This is a genomic window from Gemmatimonadaceae bacterium, assembly GCA_036496605.1.
GTDB lineage: Bacteria > Gemmatimonadota > Gemmatimonadetes > Gemmatimonadales > Gemmatimonadaceae > AG2.
Genome location: DASXKV010000001.1, coordinates 75172 through 95956 on the forward strand (window position 1 = coordinate 75172; position 20785 = coordinate 95956).

The following is a 20785-nucleotide window of genomic DNA, read 5'->3' on the forward strand; positions in this document are numbered from 1 at the left end:
GAACTTAGTAGGGGCTAGGGCCTAGGCTCTAGGGTCTAGGACACTGAGCGAATTTTTTGATCGCTTAGGCCCTAGCCCCTAGTCCCCGCTCCCTTAGAAGGATGGCCACAGGCTCCACGTCCAGAAGCCACGATGCGAACCCGGCTGGTCGAGCGGGATGGCGTAATCCCATCGCACGATGGCGTAGTTGAACAGGTTGAGCCGCAAGCCAGCGCCGTAACTCCGCAGCGGATAGCGCTGCCTCGTCACGTCGTAGTTATCTGGCCGTGTCAGATACAACGACTGGTCCTTCGACCACGCGGCACCGACGTCGTAGAAGAAGAGTCCATCCACGGGCGGCAGTGCGATCGGCAAGACGCCGAGCTCGAAGCGCCGAATAAGCGGAAAGCGCAGTTCGGCATTGGCGACCGCGACGCGGCTGCCAAGGAGTTGCACCGCGCTGCAGTTCGACGGATTCGCACCGATGATCGGGCACGTGAGATAGAACGAATTGTTCCGATCGTAGCCGCGCACGAAATCGGGACGAGCGATGTACTTCGGGAATGCCGTCTCGTTCCGTCCGAACGACATGCTCGTGTAGAATCGCGTCGCGACCGTCAGAAAGTTGAACAGGATTGGATCGTAGCGCCGGTAATCGGCCAGGTACTCCACCCAGCGGAACGAGCCGATGACGGGACTCACCTGGAAGCGATAGCGTCGCCCGTATATCGGACCGGTATAGCCGAGCAGCGTGTTGTCCGAGACGTATGCGAGCTGTCCGTCGAGATAGTTCAGCGTGGGATCGCGTCCCGTGCTGTCGAACTTGAATGGCGACGCTGCGTGGCCATTGTCGAGAATGTCGCGACTGATGAACCACCGCTGACGGCCAACGTTATTGAAGCCACCGCCGAATTCGATTCGCGTGAACCGATTCAGCGGGTACGCCGTGACGCCAAATGCCTGTCGAGCAACGAAGGTCGTGATCTCCTGCTTCTCGGCCGCCGATGTCCCGTTCGTTGGGTCGGCCTTATAGAGCGTGTCGCCGGACAGGAAGTAGTACGGCACCTGCGAGATGCCCGTCGAATACTGCCAGCGGTGTGCGAGACTCGTATAGCCGACGAACATGCGCGCTTCGCTGATCCTGCCATTCACCTCGCCCGAGAGAGCGAGGCGATTGTTTCCGAGCATGTCGCTCAGGATCACGGTCGTGCCGCCGAACACGTTCCGGCCATAATTGTCCGGCACGTAGCCAATGCTGGGCCGAGCAATGTAGTCCGGCTGGAAGCGCACGCGATACGGTTCGTCGCGGAACTTCGTCGTGTCGGGCAGCGCAAAGTCGGCAGAGTCGAGCAAGTCCTTGATGCTCACCGGCGGTTTCGCACTGCGATCCGCGAGCGTCGGCAGGTCTGCCGAGCTCCGAAGATCGCCCCCGGAGCTTCGGTACACGGAGGCGTGGCCGCTCTGCGGATCGCCTAACGCCGGCATCGGCGCACCGGCATCGTTGCCTTGCGTCGCGTCGGCGACGACGATCGGCTTGTCCGACGGCTTCTCTCGATACGGAAGCTTCTTGAGGCCGCGCGGATTGTTGACCGACCAGATCGTATAGTCGCCGTTCTCGTAGTAGGTGAATGCGAGGCGATCGGCTTTTCGCGCCCAGCTGATCGCGGGACTGTACTCCGTAATCGCGGAGACGGCGCCCACGACGTTGGTGAGCTGATAATGCTCCCCGGAGTCGAACTCGTACAGGAAGATGTTCGCGATGCCCGTGCGGTCGGAGACATACGCCAACGACCGTCCGTCGGGCGACCACTGCGGATTGATGTTCAGCCCTGACTGAGCAGGCAGCACGGTCATCGTGCCCTTCTCGAGATCGAGCACGGTGATGCGCCACTTCGGGAAGCGAAGGTAGGTGAAGCTCGTCGTGTCACCGCGGTCGCTCGCGAACGCGATCATCTTCCCGTCGGGTGACCATTGCGGCTGCAGGTCGCCGTAGCGATCGCTCGTTAGGCGCTCGAGGTTATTCGTCTCGACGTCGACGATGTAGAGATCGGTGAGACCGCCGTTGCTGCCGCTGAAGACGATCCGCTTGCCGTCCGGCGACCAGCTCGGACCCGTGACACCCTCGAGGGGCAGGTCGAAGCGCTTGATCTCCTTCCGCGACTTCACGTCCAGCAAGTACAGCACATCGCGTCCTTCGCGCTGCGCCGTGAATGCCAACAGACGTCCGTCTGGCGAGAAGGCGCTCTGTGAGTAGAGAAGCCGGAGCTCCTCGAAATTCGGATCGAACGTGCTCTTGACGAGTCTCGTTATGCGCTTGCCGGTCTCGGCGTCGCCGAGCCAGAGGTCGATGAAAACCTCGCCGCGCATGAAGCTGCCGTTCGAGAGAAAGGCAATGTACTTCCCATCGTTCGAGAGCGACGGTGCAAGGAAGATCTCGCCCCCGCTGCGGCGCTGCGTCAACAATGGGCTCGCGAACTTGCGCGCACGATCGAGTGTGGCGACCGCCGGGAGGTAGCGCTGCTGCATGTCCTCCTTCCACTCGTCGCCGAGATCCTCGAGCGAGATGCCCAGCTCGCGCTTGAACGCGCGCTCGATGCCGACGCTGGGCGCCGCGTTCATGATCTGACCAATTGCTTCATCCCCCCATTTGCGGCCGACAAATGCCCAGAGTGCGTGTCCGTAGCGGTAGGGGAAAAAGCGCTCGGGATAATCGGTGAGCTGATCGATCGTCGGGATCTTTCCGTTGAGGGCTGCATCGCGCATCCAGGCATCGGTGAGCGAGCTGTTCGGGCCGAGCGAGAGATACTCCGCCATGCCCTCCGCGAACCAGAGAGGAGGATTGACCTGCTGCAGCGTCTGCAACCCGGCGCCCGCCTTTCCATGCGCAAAGATGTCGTACTGAAATGCGTGTACCATCTCGTGCGTTAGTACATGCTCAAAACTCTTGTAGTCGCCGGTGAAGTTCAGCAGCATGCGATGCCGCAGCGCTTCGGTGACGCCGCCGGTTCCTTCGCCGAGGTCGCCCGTCACGTTGTTCTGTCCAAAGTCGTTGCGCGACTCGAACAGCATGATCGGCTTCTTCTCGCGGAACTGGTGATCGAGAACGCGCGATAGGCGCGCGTAGGCTCGCTCAGCCATGCGCGCGGCGTCCATCGTGGCCTGAGCTTCTTCCGGATAGTAGTAAATCAGGAAGTGCTCAGTTTCCTTGATCCGCCAGTTGAACCGATCGTACTGAACCTGGTTCTGACCGAAGTAACTCTGCGCCTTTGCAGGCGTGTGTGGCAGCAGCGCCGCGACAACTACAGCGGCGAGTACCACACTTTTCTGCGACGTCACGCACCGGCTCCTTGAGACTCTACCGGGATCAGCGCCGCGTCGTTCCAGAGGCGCTCGAGCTGATAGAAACTCCGCAGCGTGGGATGAAAAAGGTGAACAACAAAATCCACGTAGTCGAGCAATACCCAGCGGCCCTGGGTCAAACCTTCTACGTGATGCGCCGCCGCCCCATCCCGCTTCAACTCCTCCAACACATGCTCACCTAGCGCGCGCACGTGCGTATCGGACGTGCCACTCGCCAGGACAAAAAAATCAGTCATATCGGAGACACCACGCAGGTCGAGAATCACGACGTCGTTCGCTTTGTTTTCGAGGCAGATCTGGGCGGCCCGTTGAGCAAGCGCCAAAGAAGGAAGCGAAGTGGTCGTGTTCATCAGCGTCCTGGGTGCTCCGGTGATTTCGGTTGTCTTGGAACCGGCGTCGCAGGCCGGTCCCTTAGCATAATGCGCGGAACCAAACTGCAACACGGTGAAGTGAGCTATCAGATATCAGGCCACCAAGTTCTTGCAGTTAGGACTCGGGGCAAAACGCCCGCCCATGGCGCTTGTGTGATTGGGTCCTCAAGTAAAAAAGTCGGCCCCGCGCTGCCGCGCGGGGCCGAATGTCATTCTGTCAAGTCCTCGTGGAACGCTCGATCTACTGTTTGATGACCCAAACTCGAATCTCGGGCTTCACGTCCGCGTGCAATCGGATGGGTACCCGGTACACGCCGAGTGACTTGATGGGCTCGTGAAGGTCGATCTGCCGCTTCTCGACATGGAAGCCCTGCTGATCGAGTTGCTGCGCGATATCCGACGCAGTCACGGAACCGAACAACTTTCCCTCTTCGCCAACGCGCGCCGAGAAGGTGAGCGAAACCTGCTCGAGCTTCGTCGCCACTTCCTGCGCTGAATCGCGGCGCTGGCCTTCGGCAGCCTCGAGGCGTGCACGTTCCTGTTGGATGCGTTTCAGATTTCCAGGCGTCGCTTCGTACGCGAGGTTGTGAGGAAGTAGGTAATTGCGAGCGTATCCGTTTTTGACCTTCACGACGTCGCCCGGCTTGCCGAGGTTCTCGACGGCGTGGCGAAGAATGACTTCCATTTCAAGTGCTCCAATGGTTGGCGTTTGGATAGAGGAGCGGGAGCGAGCGCAACGCGCGAGCGATACCAGTCAGCTTCCCGCGAGCGAAGCGGGCGATCACGAAGTTGGACGTACGCGCCGGCGCCAGTCGGCCCAGGTATCGCCGAGGCCAAGCACGAATGAGGCGAAGAGCAGCACGATGAAGCCCGCGGCGGCCGCATACTGGACGATCGGGAGCCAGAGCATCGCGAACGCGACGGTGAATGTCGCTGCGAGCGCACCTGGCGCGAGGAACCACGCGAGCACGGCAAGACCGCGAATGGCGTAGAGCGCGTAGAAGAAGACGAGAAGATTGCGTCCGACACCACGGAAGCTCTGCAATGTCGGCAAGACCACGATCGTGAGGCCAACCATCAAGCCCCAGACCAGCTGATCGTTAAAACGGAATTCGCGCAGAGGTCGTAACGGCGCGCCGAGCCGCGCCCGGCTCAGTCGATGATAGATCGCCCACGCGAGCGCCAGCGCGATCAAGGACTCGAGCGCCAGCAACGACGGGAACACCGTTAGGCCGACGCGCGACAACGTCGTCAGCTGCTTGTCAGTTTCCGCCGGCATCGAAGCGAACGTCGGAAAGCGCGCGACCAGGTCGTTCCACTCCTTGGGGTGTTCGCCAATGACACTATTGATGCGCGACATGTACTCGGCATTTCGCTGCACGAACTCGCTCGCGATCGTTTCCTTCGCCGCGCTCACCGGCACTGGTCCCATCGTACTCATGGCAATTGCGAGGAAGATCGCAATCGACAGTGCACCGAGCGCTCGGGCAAAGAGGGGACGGCGCTCACCGAACAGACAGGTCATTCCGAACGCACCGGCCAGCAGAAGACTCCAGCCACGTTCGAGGTTGTGAAACGCATCCGGCAGGCCCGGCCGCTGCCACATCATCCACGCGGCAAGCGCGACCCAACCGAGCGCCAACAAGGCGCGTCCGCCTGCCCACCAACCGACCAGAAAGCAGGCGGCCAGGGCGGGAACGAGCAGGTAGATCGTTTGCTCGATGGGCAGAATTGCGCGCAGATGCGGGATCTGTGGAACGAGGACGAATGCCACGAGAGCGAGGATCAGCTTGCGCCAACCTCGCTCTCCCGCCGCGACGGGAACTGATGTGACAGACGTGTCGGGCGTCGTCATCGAGACGTGCTCAGCTTTGCATGCCGCGGATGTACGGAATGAGCGCGAGATACCGCGCACGCTTGATCGCCGTCGACAGTTGGCGCTGATGGCGCGCACAGACGCCGCTGAGACGGCTCGGCAGGATCTTGCCGTGATCGGTGATGAAGCGGCCGAGCGCGCGATCGTCCTTGTAATCGATGAAGTGAACGCGCGTCTCGCAGAATGGGCAGGTCTTGGTCGGTCGACGCATGGTTATTCCTCGTCCTCGTCTTCGTCATCACGGCGACGGTTCGCCGCGGCAAGCTCTTCTTCGCTCATCGGTGGAGCGCCCAGCTCGTGTTCGTACAGGGTGAGCAGATGGCGGAGGATCCCGTCGTCGAGCTTTATCGCGCGCTCGTACTCAGGGAGCAGCTCGGAGTCGACGCCGAAGCGGGCGACAACGTAGTAGCCGCTCTCGCGGCGCTTAATGGGAAATGCGAGCTGGCGGCGGCCCCAGTGATTTACCTGAATGTCCTCGGCCTTACCGAGGAGAGCGTGGAAGCGGCCGAGCCGATCGTTGATGGCGGCGTCCTCGAGTTGAGAATCGAAGACATACACCGCCTCATATTGGCGGGACATGCGTGGGCAATCCTCCCTTTGGTCGTGACCGCCCCACGCTGGTTGCCGAAGCGCGAGGAGGGGAAATGTGACCGGCCGCCGAGGCGCGGCCGATTGAGACGCGTAATGTAGCGCGCGCTAGAGGGTAGAGGGTAGAGGGTAGAGGGTAGAGGGGTAGAGGCCCTTCTACTCTCAACTCTCTTCTCTCAACTCTCTGCTCTCTACCCTCTGCTCTCTACGCTCTACCCTCTACCCTCTGCTCAGTCCTTCTGATACACCTCGGTGACACTGCCGCCGGATTGCGAGCTCGGAAACGATTCGGTGAGCACGTTGCCGCTCAGTGAGCCGTTGTAATTGAAGGCATCGGTCTGATCGTTGAACGTGATGAGGTTGTTGTTGACCGACCAGAGACCCTGCTCGGTGGCGCTGCCCGCGTTCGAGAACGTCGCGATGTCGACATAGGTCCCGTCTCCGTTCAGGCTCAGGCGGTCGCTCACCAGCACGGACCCATCCGAGAACGTGTAGGGCAACGGATTGCCGTTCACGGTGCGCAGCGAATATGTACCGGTGACGTTGCCGTTAGGCGACGTCGAGTCGTTGTTGCACGCGGCAAGCGCCACGAGCCCAGCCGCCAAGAGAACAAACTTTCGCATAGAGGGTTCCTGCTGAGGTTGATGCGAACTGCTCTATCGAAGCTGTTCATTAGTCAGGAACCGTACCGCTGCGTTGCGGCGTCGAGCGTAGCCGAGGGACGCAGAGCGTGCTGGAGCGTGTCCTCGACGTGGATCACCGGCCCGTCCACAACTCAGATCATGGATGAGCGATTCGTGACGTGGGGCTGCAACTGGTGCATGGGGCCGGATCTTTTGATGCGTCGCGGCGTCTCACGATGTGAAGCCGTTGCGTTCGACGGCTGGTCGCACGACACGATGAGGAGGAAGAGATGAGAAAGTTCTTGGTCGTAGCCGCAATTGGCGCTGTGGCGACACTTGGCATGGCTGGTCGCGCCCAGGCGCAGGCGTTCTATCCGAAGACGACGGACGTGCCGGCTCGCGTGCAGGGCGGCTACGCATATCCATCGCAGTATCCGACGTACCCAGGGCAGTACTCGACGACGTCGCGGAAGCGGCATCATGACGACGACAAGGCGCGTCGGGATCGCGACCGCGATGACGATGATCGCAACGGGCGCAACGACAGCCGCGACCAGTACGGGCAGTATGGCCAGCGGTCCACGAACGGGTATGGCGCCTATGGGGCAGCCGGCATTCCGTCGCGCGTCGGCGACCACGACTCGGCGTCGCGCTCGCGCTCGACGAACGGCAATCGCGACGGGCGGTGGAACCGGGATGGGAGATGAGTGAAGTCTAACGCTCAAACATTGAAGCGGAACAGCATCACATCTCCATCGGCAACGACATACTCCTTGCCTTCGGCGCGCGCGACACCTTTCTCGCGCGCGCCTTTCCATCCGCCATTGGCGACGAAGTCTGGATAGGCGACCGTTTCGGCGCGGATAAAGCCACGCTCGAAGTCCGTGTGAATCGCGCCGGCCGCGACGGGTGCGGTGTCGCCGAGATGAATGGTCCACGCGCGCACCTCTTGCTCGCCGGCCGTGAAATACGTCTGCAGGCCGAGCAGGTGATAGCCCGCGTGGATGAGTCGATCGAGCCCGGCCGAGTCGATGCCTAACGACGCGAGAAACTCCTTGCGCTCGTCGGGCGCCAGCTCGGCGAGCTCCGCTTCGATCTTGGCGGAGAAGGGAACGATCTCGGCGTGCTCACCGCTCGCCGCCACCGCCTCGCGCAACCGCCGCAGATGCGGCCCTTCGTCGCCCGCGAGCTCGTGATCGGTGACATTGGCCGCGTAGAGTACCGGCTTCGTTGTGAGCAGCGACAACGGCTGCAGTGCGGCCAACTGCCCGGATGAGAGACGCGCCTCCCAGAGCCCGCGTCCTTCGCGCAGAACTCCCAACGCGAGCTCGAGCACCGCGAGCTCTGCCTTCGCGTCCTTGTCGCCCGTTTTCGCCGCGCGCTGCGTCCGATCGAGCCGCTTCTCGACGACCGACAGATCGGCGAGCGCGAGCTCGAACTCGATGACCTCGCGATCCCGCGCCGGGTCGACCGGTCCCATGACGTGCGCGACGTCAGCGTCCTCGAAACAACGAACGACGTGCACGATCGCGTCGGTCTCGCGAATGTTGGCGAGGAACTTGTTGCCGAGCCCTTCGCCTTCCGCCGCACCCTTCACGAGTCCAGCAATGTCGACGAACTGCACGACTGCGGGCACCACCTTCTTGGGTTGTACAATGTCGGCGAGCCTGTGAAGCCGCTCGTCGGGCACCTCGACCATGCCCACGTTAGGCTCGACGGTGCAAAAGGGATAGTTCGCCGCTTCCGCGCCGGCGGCGGTGAGCGCGTTGAAGAGCGTTGACTTACCGACGTTCGGAAGGCCGACGATTCCGAGTTTGAGCATGCGGAACTATGAGGCGAGTTGCGACGAAACGAGTGCGATGGACGGTGGAAATGGCCTCAAAATGCCGCCGCCTACGAAGGGGTGGCGATGCAAGACTTCACCAAGCTTAAGGTGTGGCAAAAGGCCCACCGCCTTGCGATCGATCTGAAGCGTGAGATCGACAAGGGGCCAAGGTGGAATTTTCCCGGATTGCGCGGTAAAACACTCAGGGGTGCCGGATCGATTGCTGACACGATTGCAGAAGGATGTGGCAAGAAGTCACCGCTAGAGCTTGCGAGATACGCCGACATGTCCGCGGCGTCCGCGAACGAGACGTTGGGGCAGTTACTCAGAGCTAGGGACCAGGGGTTCTTGTCGCACCGAAAGTATGAGGAATTTGAAGGACGGATCGACGAGATTCGCCGGATGCTTTGGTCTCTTGCTGGGGAAGTTCGCCGCCAACACGGCGGCGACCGCTAGCCCTCAGTGCGACAGTACGCCAGTAGCGAGTATTGCGTACTCGCCGAGGATCTTCTCGTATCTCGCCGCTTGCGGGCTGGGCTACTCGTTACGCCGTACTGACCTACTGTCGCACTGACGGCTAGAGGTCGCGATCTCCCACCCGGCGCCCAGATCTCCGCCTAGGGCGCCTCTTCGCCACGAGCTTTGCGGTTGAATCGATTCATCACCGGCTCGATCCCATCCCTGATCCATGTCTCCATTGCCTCGACGAACGTCGGCATCAGCTCCTCGACCACCTTCGCATCCGACTTTCCAAATTCACTCAACACATAATCCGCCAGGTTCCCACGATGCCGCCCAGGCGGAGGAGCAATTCCGATCCGCAGCCGCGCGTAGTCCTGATGGCCCAACGCCCCCTCGATGCTCTTCAACCCGTTGTGACCCGCCGAGCTGCCACGCGCTCGAAACCGGATCGTACCTAACGACAATGCCGCTTCGTCGAGGATCACGAGCAGATCGTGCTGCGGCGACCACCCCGCACGACGCAGGTATGGCCTCAGCACCGCGCCGCTCAGATTCATGTACGTCTGCGGTTTCACCAGGCGCACGCTCGCAGCGCCGACCTGTCCACTCGCGACACGGGCGTCGCCGTCTCGGCGCCACCCCTCGAAACGCCAAACGTCGGCCAGGTGGTCGAGCACCCACCAGCCGACGTTATGTCGCGTGCGCTCGTACTCCTTCCCTGGATTGCCGAGACCGACGATCACTTTCATCGGGCCCGGGTCTCCTGTGTTCTGGCGTGCAAAAAGACGAGCGAGCGCGCGGAGCATAGCGAAGAGCCTTACGCCTCTTCGCCGCCCTCCTCCTCGCCTTCCTTCGGCTTGCGGATGAGCTCCGGCTCAACGGCTGCCTCGGGGACCACTGCAACACCAGCAGCCGGCGTCTCCGCCGCGCGTGGCGCCGACACCGTACACACGGTCGCGTCCCCCTCGTCCAGCACGTCGACGCCCGCTGGAATGTTCAGCTCGCGAACGTGAATCGAGTGCCCGATCGCGAGCGGCGTGACATCGACGTCGACGTGATTCGGAATGCTCGCTGGATCGACGTGAATGCGCAGCTCGTGCATGACCTGATCGAGAATGCCGCCCTCGCGTACGCCCTCGGCCGAGCCAGTGAAAACGAGCGGGATGCTCACCGTCACTTTCTCGCCCGCGACCAGCTCCTGGAAATCGACGTGCAGGATTGACCGCTTTACGGGGTGGCGCTGGATCTCACGGATGAGCGTGCGCGCCGATCGGCCATCGATCGAAAGCTCGATCACTGTGCTCGCGGCGGCGACTCGCTCGAGCAGCTTCTCGAGGTCACGCGTGTTGATCGCCAGTGACTGCGGCTGCCGGCTGTGGCCGTAGATGATCGCCGGTACCTGTCCGCTCTGCCGCAGTTTCCGCGCGACGCCGGTGCCGCGGTCGCTTCGGACGTTGGCATTGAGATTTGCTGTTGCCATTGCTGAATTACCAAAGTTTAAAACCGACTCGTCAAGCAGCGATCGGCTGATGAACGGCTGCTACTCTCGGAAGGCTGCATCCTTCCTACCATACCGGGCCGCGCACGAGTCACCGCGGCGAACATCAGCGTTGTTGGTTGTTGGTGGCTGGTTGTTGGTCGTTAGTGGCTGGTTCTTGGTCGTTGGCGGCTGGTTGTTGGTTGTTGATGCAGTTCGCCAACCACCATTCACCAACCACCATTCACCAACCACCAACCACCATTCACCATTCACCACCATCAAAACTAATCGAACAAGCTACTCACCGACTGCTCGCTGTGCGTGAAGCGGATCGCCTTCGACAACAGTTCCCCGACTGAAAGCACGCGTAACGTCGAAAAGCATCGCTCCGGTGGGATCGCAATCGTATCGGTGACCGCGACCTCCGCGATCGCCGACTCGCATAAGCGCTTGGTGGCCGGGCCCGACAAAAGCGCGTGCGTCGCGCAACAATAAATGTCGCGCGCGCCGAGGTTCTTGAGCGCGCTCGACGCCTCGGACACTGTGCCCGCGGTGTCGATCATGTCGTCGACGAGAATGCAATCCATTCCCTCGACTTCACCGACGACGTTCACCACCTCCGACACGTTCGGGGCGGGACGCCGCTTGTCGATAATCGCAAGCGACGCATTGAGCCGCTTCGCGAACCCGCGCGCCATCTTCGCCGAACCCACGTCGGGGGCGACGACGACGGGATTCGTGAGCTGCTTGCGACGATAGTGATTCACGAACACCGGCATCGCATACAGATGGTCGACGGGGATGTCGAAGAAGCCCTGTAGCTGGTGCTGGTGAAAATCGACTCCGAGGACGCGATCCGCGCCCGCGGAGACGATCATGTTCGCCAACAACTTTGCGCCGATCGGTACCCGTGGTTGATCCTTACGGTCCTGTCGGGCGTAGCCGTAGTACGGCATGACGCAGGTGATGCGCGCCGCCGAGGCGCGTCGTGCGGCGTCGATCAGAAGCAGCAGCTCGAGAACGTTCTCGGCCGGCGGGTTCGTCGGCTGGACGATGAACACGTCGAGCCCGCGCACGTTCTCGTCGATGCGGACGGAAATCTCGCCGTCGGCAAACCGCCCAAGGCTCACTCGGCCGACATCGACGCCGAGGTGATCGGCGATAGTCTCGGTGAGCGCGCGATTGGCCGAGCCAGACAGCAGCTTCAGGCCGTGACTAGGTACTGCGAGTCCGTCCATTGACGCAGTGTACGTGGCAGTGAGGAGCGAGCGTCAGCGAGCAGCGAATTGCCCCGCGTGGATTCGAACCACGATTCTGCGGTCCAAAGCCGCATGTCCTGCCATTGGACGACGGGGCAGACTTGTCCTGAGAAGCGCCAGCGACGAAGGACGTCCGGAGCAGTTGAAATAAACCGATGGCAGAAGCTGGGTCAAATACTTTGACCGCTCGCGCGATCGAAGTAATGCACCCTCGCCGGATCGATCGTGAGCGAGAGCCGATCTCCCGGCCGTGCAAGCGCCTGGGGCGCCGCACGCGCCGTGACGTCCTGCCCGCCCACACGCAGATAGAGAAGAACCTCGTTGCCCAACGGCTCACTCGCGTCCACGACCGCCTGGATCGCCGATCTGGAGCTCGCGGACGAGGCTACGCGCAAGTCTTCAGGGCGGATGCCGGCGACGAGTCGCTCCGGTGTCATTGCCGCCAACCGCTCGGTTTGGCTGGGGGCGAGAGGAATCGAAAATGCCTCGTCGTCCGCGGCTACGAAACGCGGTGTTCCGTCGAACTCCGCCGCGCCGTCGAACAGGTTCATGGCAGGGCTTCCGATGAAGGTCGCGACAAAGAGAGTCTGCGGGTGATCGTAAAGCTCGAGCGGCGAGCCGATCTGCTCGACGCGTCCCTCGTTCATCACGACGATGCGGTCACCGAGCGTCATCGCCTCGACCTGGTCGTGCGTGACGTATACGACCGTCGCCTTGAGATCGCGCCGAATCCGCGCGATCTCGCGACGCATCTGCACGCGGAGCTTCGCGTCGAGATTCGAGAGTGGCTCGTCGAAGAGGAAAACGCGCGGCTGTCGCACGATCGCGCGTCCGATCGCAACGCGTTGCCTTTGTCCACCCGACAGTTGCCGGGGACGACGGTCGAGGACGGCGGTAATGCCGAGGATATTCGCGGCTTCGCGAACGCGAGTCTCGATCTCGGGGCGCGGCAGTTTCCGCAGATGCAGCGCGAACGCCATGTTCTCATACACCGACATGTGCGGATACAGCGCGTAGCTCTGAAAGACCATCGCGATGTCGCGCTCGTTGGGCGGCACGTCGTTGACGACGCGTCCACCGATGGTGAGCTGACCGTCCGTGAGCGATTCCAGTCCGGCGATGATGCGCAGTGTCGTGCTCTTGCCCGAACCGGATGGCCCCACGAGGACGACGAACTCGCCATCTTCGACGACGAGGTCGACACCGTGCACGGCGACGAAGCCGTTTTCGTATACCTTTCTCACTCCCGTGAGCGTTACCCGGGCCATCGGCTCCTCTCGATGAGGCAGATGCTTTGACGATTCGTTTTCCAGATGGCTTTCTGTGGGGAGCGGCGACGTCGGCGTATCAGATCGAAGGGTCGCCGCTGGCCGATGGGGCTGGCCCGAGTATCTGGCACCGCTTTTCGCACAGCGCCGGTCGCACCGCCAATGGCGAGACCGGCGACGTGGCGTGCGACCACTACAATCGTTATGCAGACGACGTCGAGCTGATGCGAAAGCTCGGCCTGAACGCATATCGCTTCAGCATCTCCTGGGGTCGCGTGCTGCCCGAGGGACGAGGGCGCGTCAACTCCGCGGGCATCGGATTCTACGATCGCCTCGTCGACGAGCTCCTCGCGGCGGGCATCGCGCCTAACGTCACACTGTATCACTGGGATCTGCCCGCCGCGCTGGACGACCGCGGCGGTTGGCTCAATCCCGACATCGCTCAGTGGTTCGCCGAATACGCGCGCGTCGTGTTCGATACGCTGGACGACCGCGTGGGAATGTGGGCGACGCTGAACGAGCCCTGGGTCGTCACCGATGGCGGCTACCTGCGTGGCGCCCTCGCACCGGGGCACAGCAATCTCTACGAGGTACCGATCGCGACGCACAATCTGCTGCGCGCGCATGCCGCGGCCGTGGAAGCATACCGCGCGAGCGGGACGCACCGCATCGGCATCGTCGTCAACCTCGAGCCGAAGTACGTGGCGTCGGAGAGGGAAGAGGATCACGCGGCGACGCGTCGCGCCGACGCGTACATGAATCGGCAATATCTCGATCCGCTTTTTCGCGGCGGCTACCCTAACGAGTTGCGCGAGATCTTCGGCGAGGCGTGGCCGGATCATCCGGCCGCGGAGCTCGAGCATCTCCAGCAGCCGCTCGATTTCGTCGGCGTGAACTACTACACGCGGAGCGTCACGCGAAACGATCCCACTGCGTGGCCGGTGCGCGCGGGACGAGTCGATCAACCACGGCACGCGTACACGGCGACGAATTGGGAGGTCTACGCCGATGGCCTCATGGATACGCTCAAATGGGTGACCGAGCGGTACGGCCGCATGCCGTTGTACGTCACCGAGAATGGCGCTGCGTTCTATGATCCGCCGCAGGCGATCGACGGTCGCGTCGAGGACCCACTCCGCGTCGCGTACTACCGGTCGCACCTTCGCGCTGCTCACGAAGCACTCTGCCAGGGCGTCGATCTGCGCGGATACTATGCCTGGTCGCTGCTCGACAACTACGAGTGGAGCCTCGGCTACTCGAAGCGTTTCGGAATCGTGCACGTCGATTACGCGACGCAGCAACGAACGCCGAAGGCCAGCGCGCGGTTCTATTCCGAGGTGATCAGGACGCATGGGGGCGCGCTCGACGCCTGACAGGGCTGCTCATTCCTTCACACTCCCCATCATGATGCCGGCCACGTAATAGCGTTGCAGAATCAGAAACGCCAATAGCACCGGCAAGACCGTCACCACCGATCCGGCCATCATGAGTTCCGTGTCTTGCACGTGCTCACCCGAGAGCGCTGCGAGCGCGACGGGCAACGTGAATCGCCGATCGTCGCTGAGGATGATCAACGGCCACATGAAGTCGTTCCACGTCGCGAGGAAGGTCCAGATCGCGAGCGTCGCGAGAATCGGCGTGATCACCGGCAGCACCACCGATCGGTAGATCCGCAACTCACTCGCGCCGTCGACGCGCGCGGCGTCGAGCAGATCCTCCGGAATGGCAAGCGCATACTGGCGGATGAGGAAGATTCCGAAGATGCTCGCCATGCCCGGAATGATCACGCCCCAGTACGTGTTCACGAGGTGCAGTGATTTCATCAGGAGGAACAGCGGGAGCATCGAGACCTGCACCGGAATTACGAGGCCCAATGCCAGGCCACGAAAGAGTCGATCGCGGCCTTTGAAACGCAGTTTCGCGAGTGCATATCCGGCGAGTGAGTTCACGGCGAGCGAGAGCACGGTCACGACGATCGACACGAAAGTGCTGTTGGCGAGATAGCGGCCGAGGCTGAGCCGACTGAAGAGCGTTCGATAGTGATCTAGAGTCGGAGCGTGCGGCAGGAAGTGCGGCGGGTACGAGTTGGCCTCACCGGTCGCCATGAACGAGGCGGAAATCATCCACAACGTCGGTAGGAGCGCGACAATGGCGCCGCCGATGAGCAAGCCATACAGCAGTCCTCTTGCGAGTACTGCCGCGCCGGGGCTCCGAGCGACGACCGGCTTGGCGGCCGTGGTCATCGTCAGGCGCGCTCCCGTTGGAGGCGCATCTGAAGCAGCGTCCAGATCAGTATGATGGCAAATAGCACGAACGCGATCGCTGCCGCGACGCCCATCCGCCACCACCGAAACCCCTCTTCGTACATGAAGAGGACGAGACTCGTCGTTGCCCTGAGCGGGCCGCCGCCGGTCATGACGTATGGCTCCGCGAAGAGCTGGAAGTAGCCGATCATCGTGACGACGCCGACGAAGAGGAACGTCGGCGCGAGCTGCGGGATGGTCACGTGCCGGAAGCGCCGGAGCGCACCCGCGCCATCGATACGCGCCGCTTCGTACAGCTCTTCGGGGATGCTTTGGAGGCCGGCGATGAAGATGAGCATGTTATAGCCAAAGTTCTTCCAGATGGCCATCACAATGATCGCCGGCATCGCCCAGCGCGGATCGCCGAGCCAGTCGATCGGCCCGATGCCGACGTGGGCGAGCAGGTAGTTGAGCAAACCGTACCGCGGGTGGTAGAGATACCGCCACACCACGGCGATGGCGACGAGCGTCGTCACGAATGGCGTGAAGTAGACCGTGCGAAACACACCACGCAGCCGCACGGCGCGGGCGTTCACGAGCAGCGCAGCACCTAACGACACGGCGACCGTGAGCGGGCCGCCGACGAGCGCGAAGTAGAAGGTGTTCTTGACCGCGGTCCAGAACGTTGGATTGTGAATCAGGTTCGCGTAATTGCCGAGGCCAACGAAGCGGGCGAGCGACGCGTTCCCGAGCGCGTAGATATCAAAGTCGGTGACGCTCAGGAGGAGCGACGCGGCAACCGGGAGAAAGAAGAAGAGACCGATGAGAACGAGTGCCGGCGCAAGGAAGTACCAGGCGGCACGCGCCTGGGCGCCTTCCGGCCCTCGCTTCACCGTGCCGCCTCGCGGGCGACGGCCTTGGCTTCGTGCGCGAGAATCCAGCGACGCTTCTCGAGGATCTGGTCCACGTCGCGGTCGAGCGACGCCAGCGCCCGTTGCGGCGGCACGTGGCCGCGAATCACCGACTCCGATGCCTCGATCAACTTGCTCGAGATGATCTCGACCTCGGCGACTTTCGGAATCGGGCGCACGCGCTGGAGCTGGGTGTAAAACGCGCGGAAATGCTCGTCGCCACTGAGCGAGCTATCGCGCCAGGCGGCGATGCTCGCGGGGAGGTCGCCCGTTAGGCGCGAGAACCGAAGCTGCTGTTCCGGTCGAGCGAGATATTCGACGAGCTTCCACGCCGCCTCCTTGTGCGGCGACGCGTGGAAAATGACGATGCTCGATCCGCCGGCGAGGGACACACCGGAGGCATCGCCAGTTGGGCCGGGCAGGGGAGCGGTACCCCAGGCGTGCTGAAGCTCCGCGGGCAGTCGTTTACGCATCTCGCCGACGTTCCACGGTCCCGTGATCCACATCGCGAACATTCCGCGCGAGAATTCCTGATAGACATTCGCGACGTCGTTCGTCCCGGCCACCGGAGCGAGATGGTCGCGAAACAGGCTCAGGTAAAAATCAAAGGCCCGAGCGAAGGCGCTGTCGCTGAAGGCGCCATATCGCCCTCCGTCCTTGAGAATCGGCGACCCAGCTTGGAGGCCGAGGACCATCGGCTGCGCCCATTCATTCGTGGGGAGAAAGATTGCATAACGAGTCAGTCCCTGTTGTCGCTTCACCGCCTCCATCGCCGAGCGCCATCCCGCCCATGTGTCAGGAATCGAGGGGTAGCCCGCCTTTGCGAGGAGATCCTTGCGATAGAAGATGACGCGCGTGTCGACGTACCATGGAATCCCGAATGTCGTATCGTCGATGACGTTCGTGTCCCAGATTCCGCGGAAGAAGGCATCGGGCCTAACGACGTTCGATCGCGCGATGTAGCTCTCGAGAGGCTCCAGAGCGTGAATCGCCTGAAACTCGGGCACCCACGTGTTCCCGAGCTGTGCGACGTCCGGCGTCGCTTCGCCGACGAACGACGTGAGCAACTTCTCGTGCGCCGCGGACCACGGCATGGTCTGGACGCGCACGTGGACGCCGGGATTCTCCCGCTCGAACTCCGGCATCATCCGGGCGACGACTTCGCCTTCGGCGCCCATCGCCCAGAAGCGAAGGGTGATGCTGTTGTCGGGAACCGTGCGACAGGCCCCCGCCAACACCAACATCGCACAAACCGACAAACGCCGACGGAACACGGACAAACATGGCACGCCGTCACTCCAGCGCGGGCCGTGGACGCCGGTCAACGCCAATGCTGTGCCTTCGCCGCCGCGCGTTCGCGCGCCGCAAGTCGGCGTTTCCTCGGCGCCGCACTTTGGGGTCCGTCCTGGCGGCCCAGTTTTCGCCGGCCAGTATCTTAACGCGGGCGTGATGCGCAAGCACTTACTCCTTGAGATGCAGCACCCGCGCGTTCGTGAACGTAATACTCCGAAGGTAACTCACGATGTCCGCGAGCGTCCGGATTTGACGTTCCTGGCGCTCCTTCACGCGAGTAGCGGGTCTGGGGGGTGGATGGTGGGTGGTGGAGTCACGGTGATCGTGCGCGAAGGACTGTGCGTGATTCGCCGAGTACGGTGCTCATGAAGCGAGGCAAATGAGGTGTTGCACTCAGGTCTGCGGGTGTAAGGCTCCGAACGGTTCGTGTGCGACAGGGGAAGACGCGTGGAGCGATGGGGACTGGTCGTGCCTATCTGGGAAAGCCGCCGAGTGGCGGGAGAGTGCGAAGTGGTTGGTGAGGCGTCGTGAGTGGCGGTAGCAGTGACGGTGGTACCTCACCAGGGTCTGGTCGTGGACACTCGAAGGCCGGAGCGTTGCAATGATGTGCACAGCGTGGTGCGCTGGGCAAGAGGCGTGTTCTCGCAGGAGCCGGGGCTGACGGAAGGGACGGGACACGTTGTCGCGCGAGGACGCTGCCTGTCGGAGTGTGTTGGCGCGGTGATGCGGTGGGTGCGCGGCCGCGCGCGTAAGAGTCCGCGTGTGATCGCTGGTACTCGGCGCGTGCCGGCCCGCGACCGCTGCGTGAAGAGCCGAGCTTCGCGATGAGATGTCACACGCTCGCGAGGCATGCCGCCGTCGGCCATCTGAAAGAGCCACCCCTCGAGATGTTAATCCTCGTTCGCTGCGTGCTTGTCGAGTATAAGGAAAGGCTAACTCTAAACGCCCTCGTGATAGTGGAAGAGCACGCGACTCGAGTCTATCCCCGCCCAGTCATAATAGATGCCGTCGTTGCCTAAGTACGCGTTACGTCCGAGCAATTGCGAGCCATCGAACGGCTTCTATGAGACCGCGTGGCGATTGTCCGCGGCACGATTGCCAAAAGTCGGCGACGGACGTAAAAAGTGGGCGTTCGCGTGGTGATTGTGCCGCGCCGAGCAATGAAAGTCTCCCGCAAACTTCTGTAAAATCGAAGATCCCGACGGAAATCGGCTGTCGTCTCGGCGAAGTGGCGCACATGTCGATGGATGTCGCGCCTGAATCGGTGTATGTCAGCGCGTGCCAAGCGCAAAAGGACGAGACAGTCAGTTTTGTGCGATTCCCGGTGCTGAATGTAAATGAGCTTTCGCTCACTGACGTCGGCCGTTAGCGAACGCTGGGTTGTGTGCTCACGCTTCGGGGAATTACTGGAGCCAGGCGCCTGTGAATCCGGCCCGCTGGAGCCCGCGTCTGATATAGGGACTCTGCCTCATCAGTCTCCAGATCAAGCCGGTCCGATAATTCTCGATCATGCCGACGATCGGGCCCTGGTCGATCCCGAGGTAGTCGGTGTCGAACCAGCCGACGCCGTTCACGACGCGACCCTGCTGCACGCGCACGCTCGCGTTGTCGTACGTGGGATTGAATGCGTCGAGAAATCCGTATTGGCCGAATAGCGGATCGCCATATTTGGCGCGCATTGCCTTGAGGGCCGGCACGACAATCTCTGGCGCGAAGGCGATCGAGCCGGCGGCGGCGGTCGGTGCGATGGTGCCGTCGTCGCGAATATCGTTGGCGGCCGCGCCACGCGCGTTGTAGGTGTGGAATTGCCGCGTGACGCCGGCGACGACCATCGTCGTATCGAGAGGTCCATCCGAGGCCGTGAGTCCCCAAATGTCGGCGCCGTAGTCGCGAAACTTCGACGGATTGTCGATCGCATACGCGCGCTGCGACAGCGTCGCGCGACGCGAGTTCTCGAAGTAGTCGATATTTCGGGCGCGCATATACGCGTCCTGAATGCCGCGGAAGTCGATGAACAGTTGTGAATACTGGTGGCCAAAGAGCGGCGCGAAGTTGACGTGCGCCTGGCCGTAGAACGTGTTCCATTGGTACGTCGACGTCCACTGATTCCACGCCGTCGAATCGATCGGATGCGTCGGTGAGCCTAACGCGAGGACATAGAGGAGCATTGCCTCGTTGAACCCGCGCCAATCGGCCGCGATAAAATTGGACTCCGGGTGCCACCCCATGCTGACGAGTGGTGCGTTAGGCGACGCCCACGTCCAGTCGACGCGCGAATAGATGGAATCGGCGAGGGCGCGAATGGCCGTCTCGTCGGAATCGCTGCCAGTGAAATATTCGCGACAAACCAAGATACCGCCTAACAACAGAGCCGTGTCGATGGTGGAAAGCTCGACCTGTTGGAAGCGCAGACCGGTGTTCATGTCGAGAAAGTGATAGTAGAAGCCTTTGTAGCCGGTGACGCCGGTGGCTGCCGGTCCCTGCGGTGCTTGATAGAGGAAGGTGAGCGTTGTGCGGACGCGCGCGCGGGCGTCGGCGCGCGAGACGTAGCCGCGCTCGACGCCGATCGGGTATGCCGTTAGGCCGAACCCGATCGCCGCGACCGACGAGAAGGATTGCGTCGGCCAGCGATCGGGAATGAGTCCGTTCGTGGGGTTCGTGGTTTCCCAGAACCAACTGAAGGTTCGGTTCTCGAGCGTGTCGAGGAAGGGATCGGCGCGGAAGTCGGGCGCGGGGCCAGCAATCGCCGTCGTGCCCCGGCTATTGCAGCCGGGAAGGAGAGCGATCACGGCCAGGAGAGCGATGCAGCCGGCTCGCGCGCAGCTCGGCAGTGGCGAGGTTCCTGTCACGCAACGGGGATTGAGGCCGGACCACTGCACGTGGTGCAGATGCTGCGCCAGCAGATACTGCCTAACGGCAGGGCGGTGGGTTGCGCCCACCGCCCGATCGTCGTTTCTACCAGTTCACCTCCAGGCCGAGCTGGTACCGCCGAGGGTCGTTGAGCGTGCAGTCCGCCGTACCAAACGCCGGATTGTTTTTCACGACGCCACCGGGGTTGATGAGAGGGGAACCCGTTTCGTAGCAACCGAGGTTCGCTCGGTTGAACACGTTGAACAGATCGAACGTGACGCCGTACGAGAGGCGCTGCTGTCCGAGGTTGGGGAAATCCTTTCGGAAGCGGACGTCGACATTCTGATACGGGAACGTTCCCGGGACAGTGAAGCCACCACGTACATATGGATTGAGG

The 20785-nt window shown here is 62.3% G+C and carries 20 protein-coding genes and 1 tRNA gene; 3 read left to right on the plus strand and 18 right to left on the minus strand.

Annotated elements, in window-relative coordinates; genetic code table 11:
- Positions 1-93 precede the first annotated feature (93 nt).
- From VGH98_00330 to VGH98_00360, 7 genes are all read right to left on the minus strand, one after another.
- A complete protein-coding gene (locus VGH98_00330) occupies positions 94-3315 on the minus strand; it encodes a hypothetical protein (GenBank protein HEY2374393.1) in 3222 nt (1073 codons plus the stop codon).
- Positions 3312-3689 carry a ribosome silencing factor gene (rsfS, locus tag VGH98_00335; GenBank protein HEY2374394.1) on the minus strand — a complete coding sequence of 126 codons (378 nt, stop codon included), beginning with the start codon at positions 3687-3689 and terminating at the stop codon, positions 3312-3314. Before rsfS ends, VGH98_00330 begins: the two co-directional genes overlap by 4 nt.
- A 262-nt stretch (positions 3690-3951) precedes the next feature.
- Complete coding sequence (gene rplI / locus VGH98_00340) at positions 3952-4395, minus strand: 50S ribosomal protein L9 (GenBank protein ID HEY2374395.1); 444 nt, start codon at positions 4393-4395, stop codon at positions 3952-3954.
- A 96-nt stretch (positions 4396-4491) separates the two neighbouring features.
- Positions 4492-5565 (minus strand): DUF2232 domain-containing protein, encoded by a 1074-nt coding sequence (locus VGH98_00345; protein HEY2374396.1) that lies wholly within the window; start codon positions 5563-5565, stop codon positions 4492-4494.
- A gap of 10 nt (positions 5566-5575) precedes the next feature.
- Positions 5576-5797, minus strand: a complete 222-nt coding sequence (gene rpsR / locus VGH98_00350; GenBank protein ID HEY2374397.1) for a 30S ribosomal protein S18 — start codon at positions 5795-5797, stop codon at positions 5576-5578.
- A 2-nt stretch (positions 5798-5799) separates the two neighbouring features.
- Positions 5800-6165 carry a 30S ribosomal protein S6 gene (gene rpsF, locus VGH98_00355; protein ID HEY2374398.1) on the minus strand — a complete coding sequence of 122 codons (366 nt, stop codon included), beginning with the start codon at positions 6163-6165 and terminating at the stop codon, positions 5800-5802.
- Positions 6166-6404: 239 nt separating this feature from the next.
- Positions 6405-6797 (minus strand): lipocalin family protein, encoded by a 393-nt coding sequence (locus VGH98_00360; protein ID HEY2374399.1) that lies wholly within the window; start codon positions 6795-6797, stop codon positions 6405-6407.
- A 290-nt stretch (positions 6798-7087) separates the two neighbouring features.
- Here VGH98_00360 and VGH98_00365 point away from each other — a divergent pair, with 290 nt between their 5' ends.
- Complete coding sequence (locus VGH98_00365) at positions 7088-7504, plus strand: hypothetical protein (GenBank protein ID HEY2374400.1); 417 nt, start codon at positions 7088-7090, stop codon at positions 7502-7504.
- A gap of 14 nt (positions 7505-7518) precedes the next feature.
- On the opposite strand, the gene ychF is transcribed toward VGH98_00365, so the two are convergent.
- Positions 7519-8619: a redox-regulated ATPase YchF gene (gene ychF / locus VGH98_00370; protein ID HEY2374401.1), complete on the minus strand. Its 1101-nt coding sequence runs from the start codon at positions 8617-8619 to the stop codon at positions 7519-7521.
- An 87-nt stretch (positions 8620-8706) separates the two neighbouring features.
- Between ychF and VGH98_00375 the strand changes: the two genes are divergently transcribed.
- Positions 8707-9078, plus strand: coding sequence for a four helix bundle protein (locus VGH98_00375; GenBank protein ID HEY2374402.1), 372 nt, complete (start codon positions 8707-8709; stop codon positions 9076-9078).
- Between the two features lie 161 nt (positions 9079-9239).
- Here the strand turns inward: VGH98_00375 and pth are convergent, their stop codons facing one another.
- From pth to ugpC, 5 genes are all read right to left on the minus strand, one after another.
- Positions 9240-9833, minus strand: a complete 594-nt coding sequence (gene pth, locus VGH98_00380) for an aminoacyl-tRNA hydrolase (protein HEY2374403.1) — start codon at positions 9831-9833, stop codon at positions 9240-9242.
- A gap of 68 nt (positions 9834-9901) precedes the next feature.
- Positions 9902-10564, minus strand: a complete 663-nt coding sequence (locus VGH98_00385) for a 50S ribosomal protein L25/general stress protein Ctc (protein HEY2374404.1) — start codon at positions 10562-10564, stop codon at positions 9902-9904.
- 284 nt (positions 10565-10848) lie between these two features.
- Positions 10849-11802, minus strand: coding sequence for a ribose-phosphate pyrophosphokinase (locus VGH98_00390; GenBank protein HEY2374405.1), 954 nt, complete (start codon positions 11800-11802; stop codon positions 10849-10851).
- 48 nt (positions 11803-11850) lie between these two features.
- Positions 11851-11921, minus strand: a tRNA-Gln gene (locus VGH98_00395).
- Between the two features lie 72 nt (positions 11922-11993).
- Complete coding sequence (gene ugpC, locus VGH98_00400) at positions 11994-13091, minus strand: sn-glycerol-3-phosphate ABC transporter ATP-binding protein UgpC (protein HEY2374406.1); 1098 nt, start codon at positions 13089-13091, stop codon at positions 11994-11996.
- Positions 13092-13117: 26 nt separating this feature from the next.
- Here ugpC and VGH98_00405 point away from each other — a divergent pair, with 26 nt between their 5' ends.
- Positions 13118-14464, plus strand: a complete 1347-nt coding sequence (locus VGH98_00405; GenBank protein HEY2374407.1) for a GH1 family beta-glucosidase — start codon at positions 13118-13120, stop codon at positions 14462-14464.
- Positions 14465-14473: 9 nt separating this feature from the next.
- On the opposite strand, the gene VGH98_00410 is transcribed toward VGH98_00405, so the two are convergent.
- The 5 genes from VGH98_00410 to VGH98_00430 all read right to left on the minus strand — a co-directional run.
- On the minus strand, positions 14474-15334 hold the full coding sequence (locus VGH98_00410; GenBank protein HEY2374408.1) for a carbohydrate ABC transporter permease: 861 nt from the start codon (positions 15332-15334) through the stop codon (positions 14474-14476).
- Positions 15335-15336: 2 nt separating this feature from the next.
- On the minus strand, positions 15337-16227 hold the full coding sequence (locus VGH98_00415) for a sugar ABC transporter permease (GenBank protein HEY2374409.1): 891 nt from the start codon (positions 16225-16227) through the stop codon (positions 15337-15339).
- On the minus strand, positions 16224-17534 hold the full coding sequence (locus VGH98_00420) for a sugar ABC transporter substrate-binding protein (GenBank protein HEY2374410.1): 1311 nt from the start codon (positions 17532-17534) through the stop codon (positions 16224-16226). Before VGH98_00420 ends, VGH98_00415 begins: the two co-directional genes overlap by 4 nt.
- Before the next feature lie 1407 nt (positions 17535-18941).
- Complete coding sequence (locus tag VGH98_00425) at positions 18942-20477, minus strand: glucoamylase family protein (protein HEY2374411.1); 1536 nt, start codon at positions 20475-20477, stop codon at positions 18942-18944.
- Between the two features lie 16 nt (positions 20478-20493).
- Positions 20494-20785: hypothetical protein (locus tag VGH98_00430; protein HEY2374412.1), on the minus strand; the 292-nt coding region annotated here is incomplete at its 5' end.

What these genes read in the sequence shown, in the direction of transcription:
- rsfS (HEY2374394.1), bottom strand. Translation starts at nt 3,689, where the DNA reads ATGAACACGACCACTTCGCTTCCTTCTTTGGCGCTTGCTCAACGGGCC.
- VGH98_00390 (HEY2374405.1), bottom strand. Translation starts at nt 11,802, where the DNA reads ATGGACGGACTCGCAGTACCTAGTCACGGCCTGAAGCTGCTGTCTGGC.
- VGH98_00365 (HEY2374400.1), top strand. Translation starts at nt 7,088, where the DNA reads ATGAGAAAGTTCTTGGTCGTAGCCGCAATTGGCGCTGTGGCGACACTT.
- VGH98_00385 (HEY2374404.1), bottom strand. Translation starts at nt 10,564, where the DNA reads ATGGCAACAGCAAATCTCAATGCCAACGTCCGAAGCGACCGCGGCACC.
- ychF (HEY2374401.1), bottom strand. Translation starts at nt 8,619, where the DNA reads ATGCTCAAACTCGGAATCGTCGGCCTTCCGAACGTCGGTAAGTCAACG.
- ugpC (HEY2374406.1), bottom strand. Translation starts at nt 13,091, where the DNA reads ATGGCCCGGGTAACGCTCACGGGAGTGAGAAAGGTATACGAAAACGGC.
- VGH98_00360 (HEY2374399.1), bottom strand. Translation starts at nt 6,797, where the DNA reads ATGCGAAAGTTTGTTCTCTTGGCGGCTGGGCTCGTGGCGCTTGCCGCG.
- VGH98_00345 (HEY2374396.1), bottom strand. Translation starts at nt 5,565, where the DNA reads ATGACGACGCCCGACACGTCTGTCACATCAGTTCCCGTCGCGGCGGGA.
- rplI (HEY2374395.1), bottom strand. Translation starts at nt 4,395, where the DNA reads ATGGAAGTCATTCTTCGCCACGCCGTCGAGAACCTCGGCAAGCCGGGC.
- rpsF (HEY2374398.1), bottom strand. Translation starts at nt 6,165, where the DNA reads ATGTCCCGCCAATATGAGGCGGTGTATGTCTTCGATTCTCAACTCGAG.
- VGH98_00410 (HEY2374408.1), bottom strand. Translation starts at nt 15,334, where the DNA reads ATGACCACGGCCGCCAAGCCGGTCGTCGCTCGGAGCCCCGGCGCGGCA.
- pth (HEY2374403.1), bottom strand. Translation starts at nt 9,833, where the DNA reads ATGAAAGTGATCGTCGGTCTCGGCAATCCAGGGAAGGAGTACGAGCGC.
- rpsR (HEY2374397.1), bottom strand. Translation starts at nt 5,797, where the DNA reads ATGCGTCGACCGACCAAGACCTGCCCATTCTGCGAGACGCGCGTTCAC.
- VGH98_00375 (HEY2374402.1), top strand. Translation starts at nt 8,707, where the DNA reads ATGCAAGACTTCACCAAGCTTAAGGTGTGGCAAAAGGCCCACCGCCTT.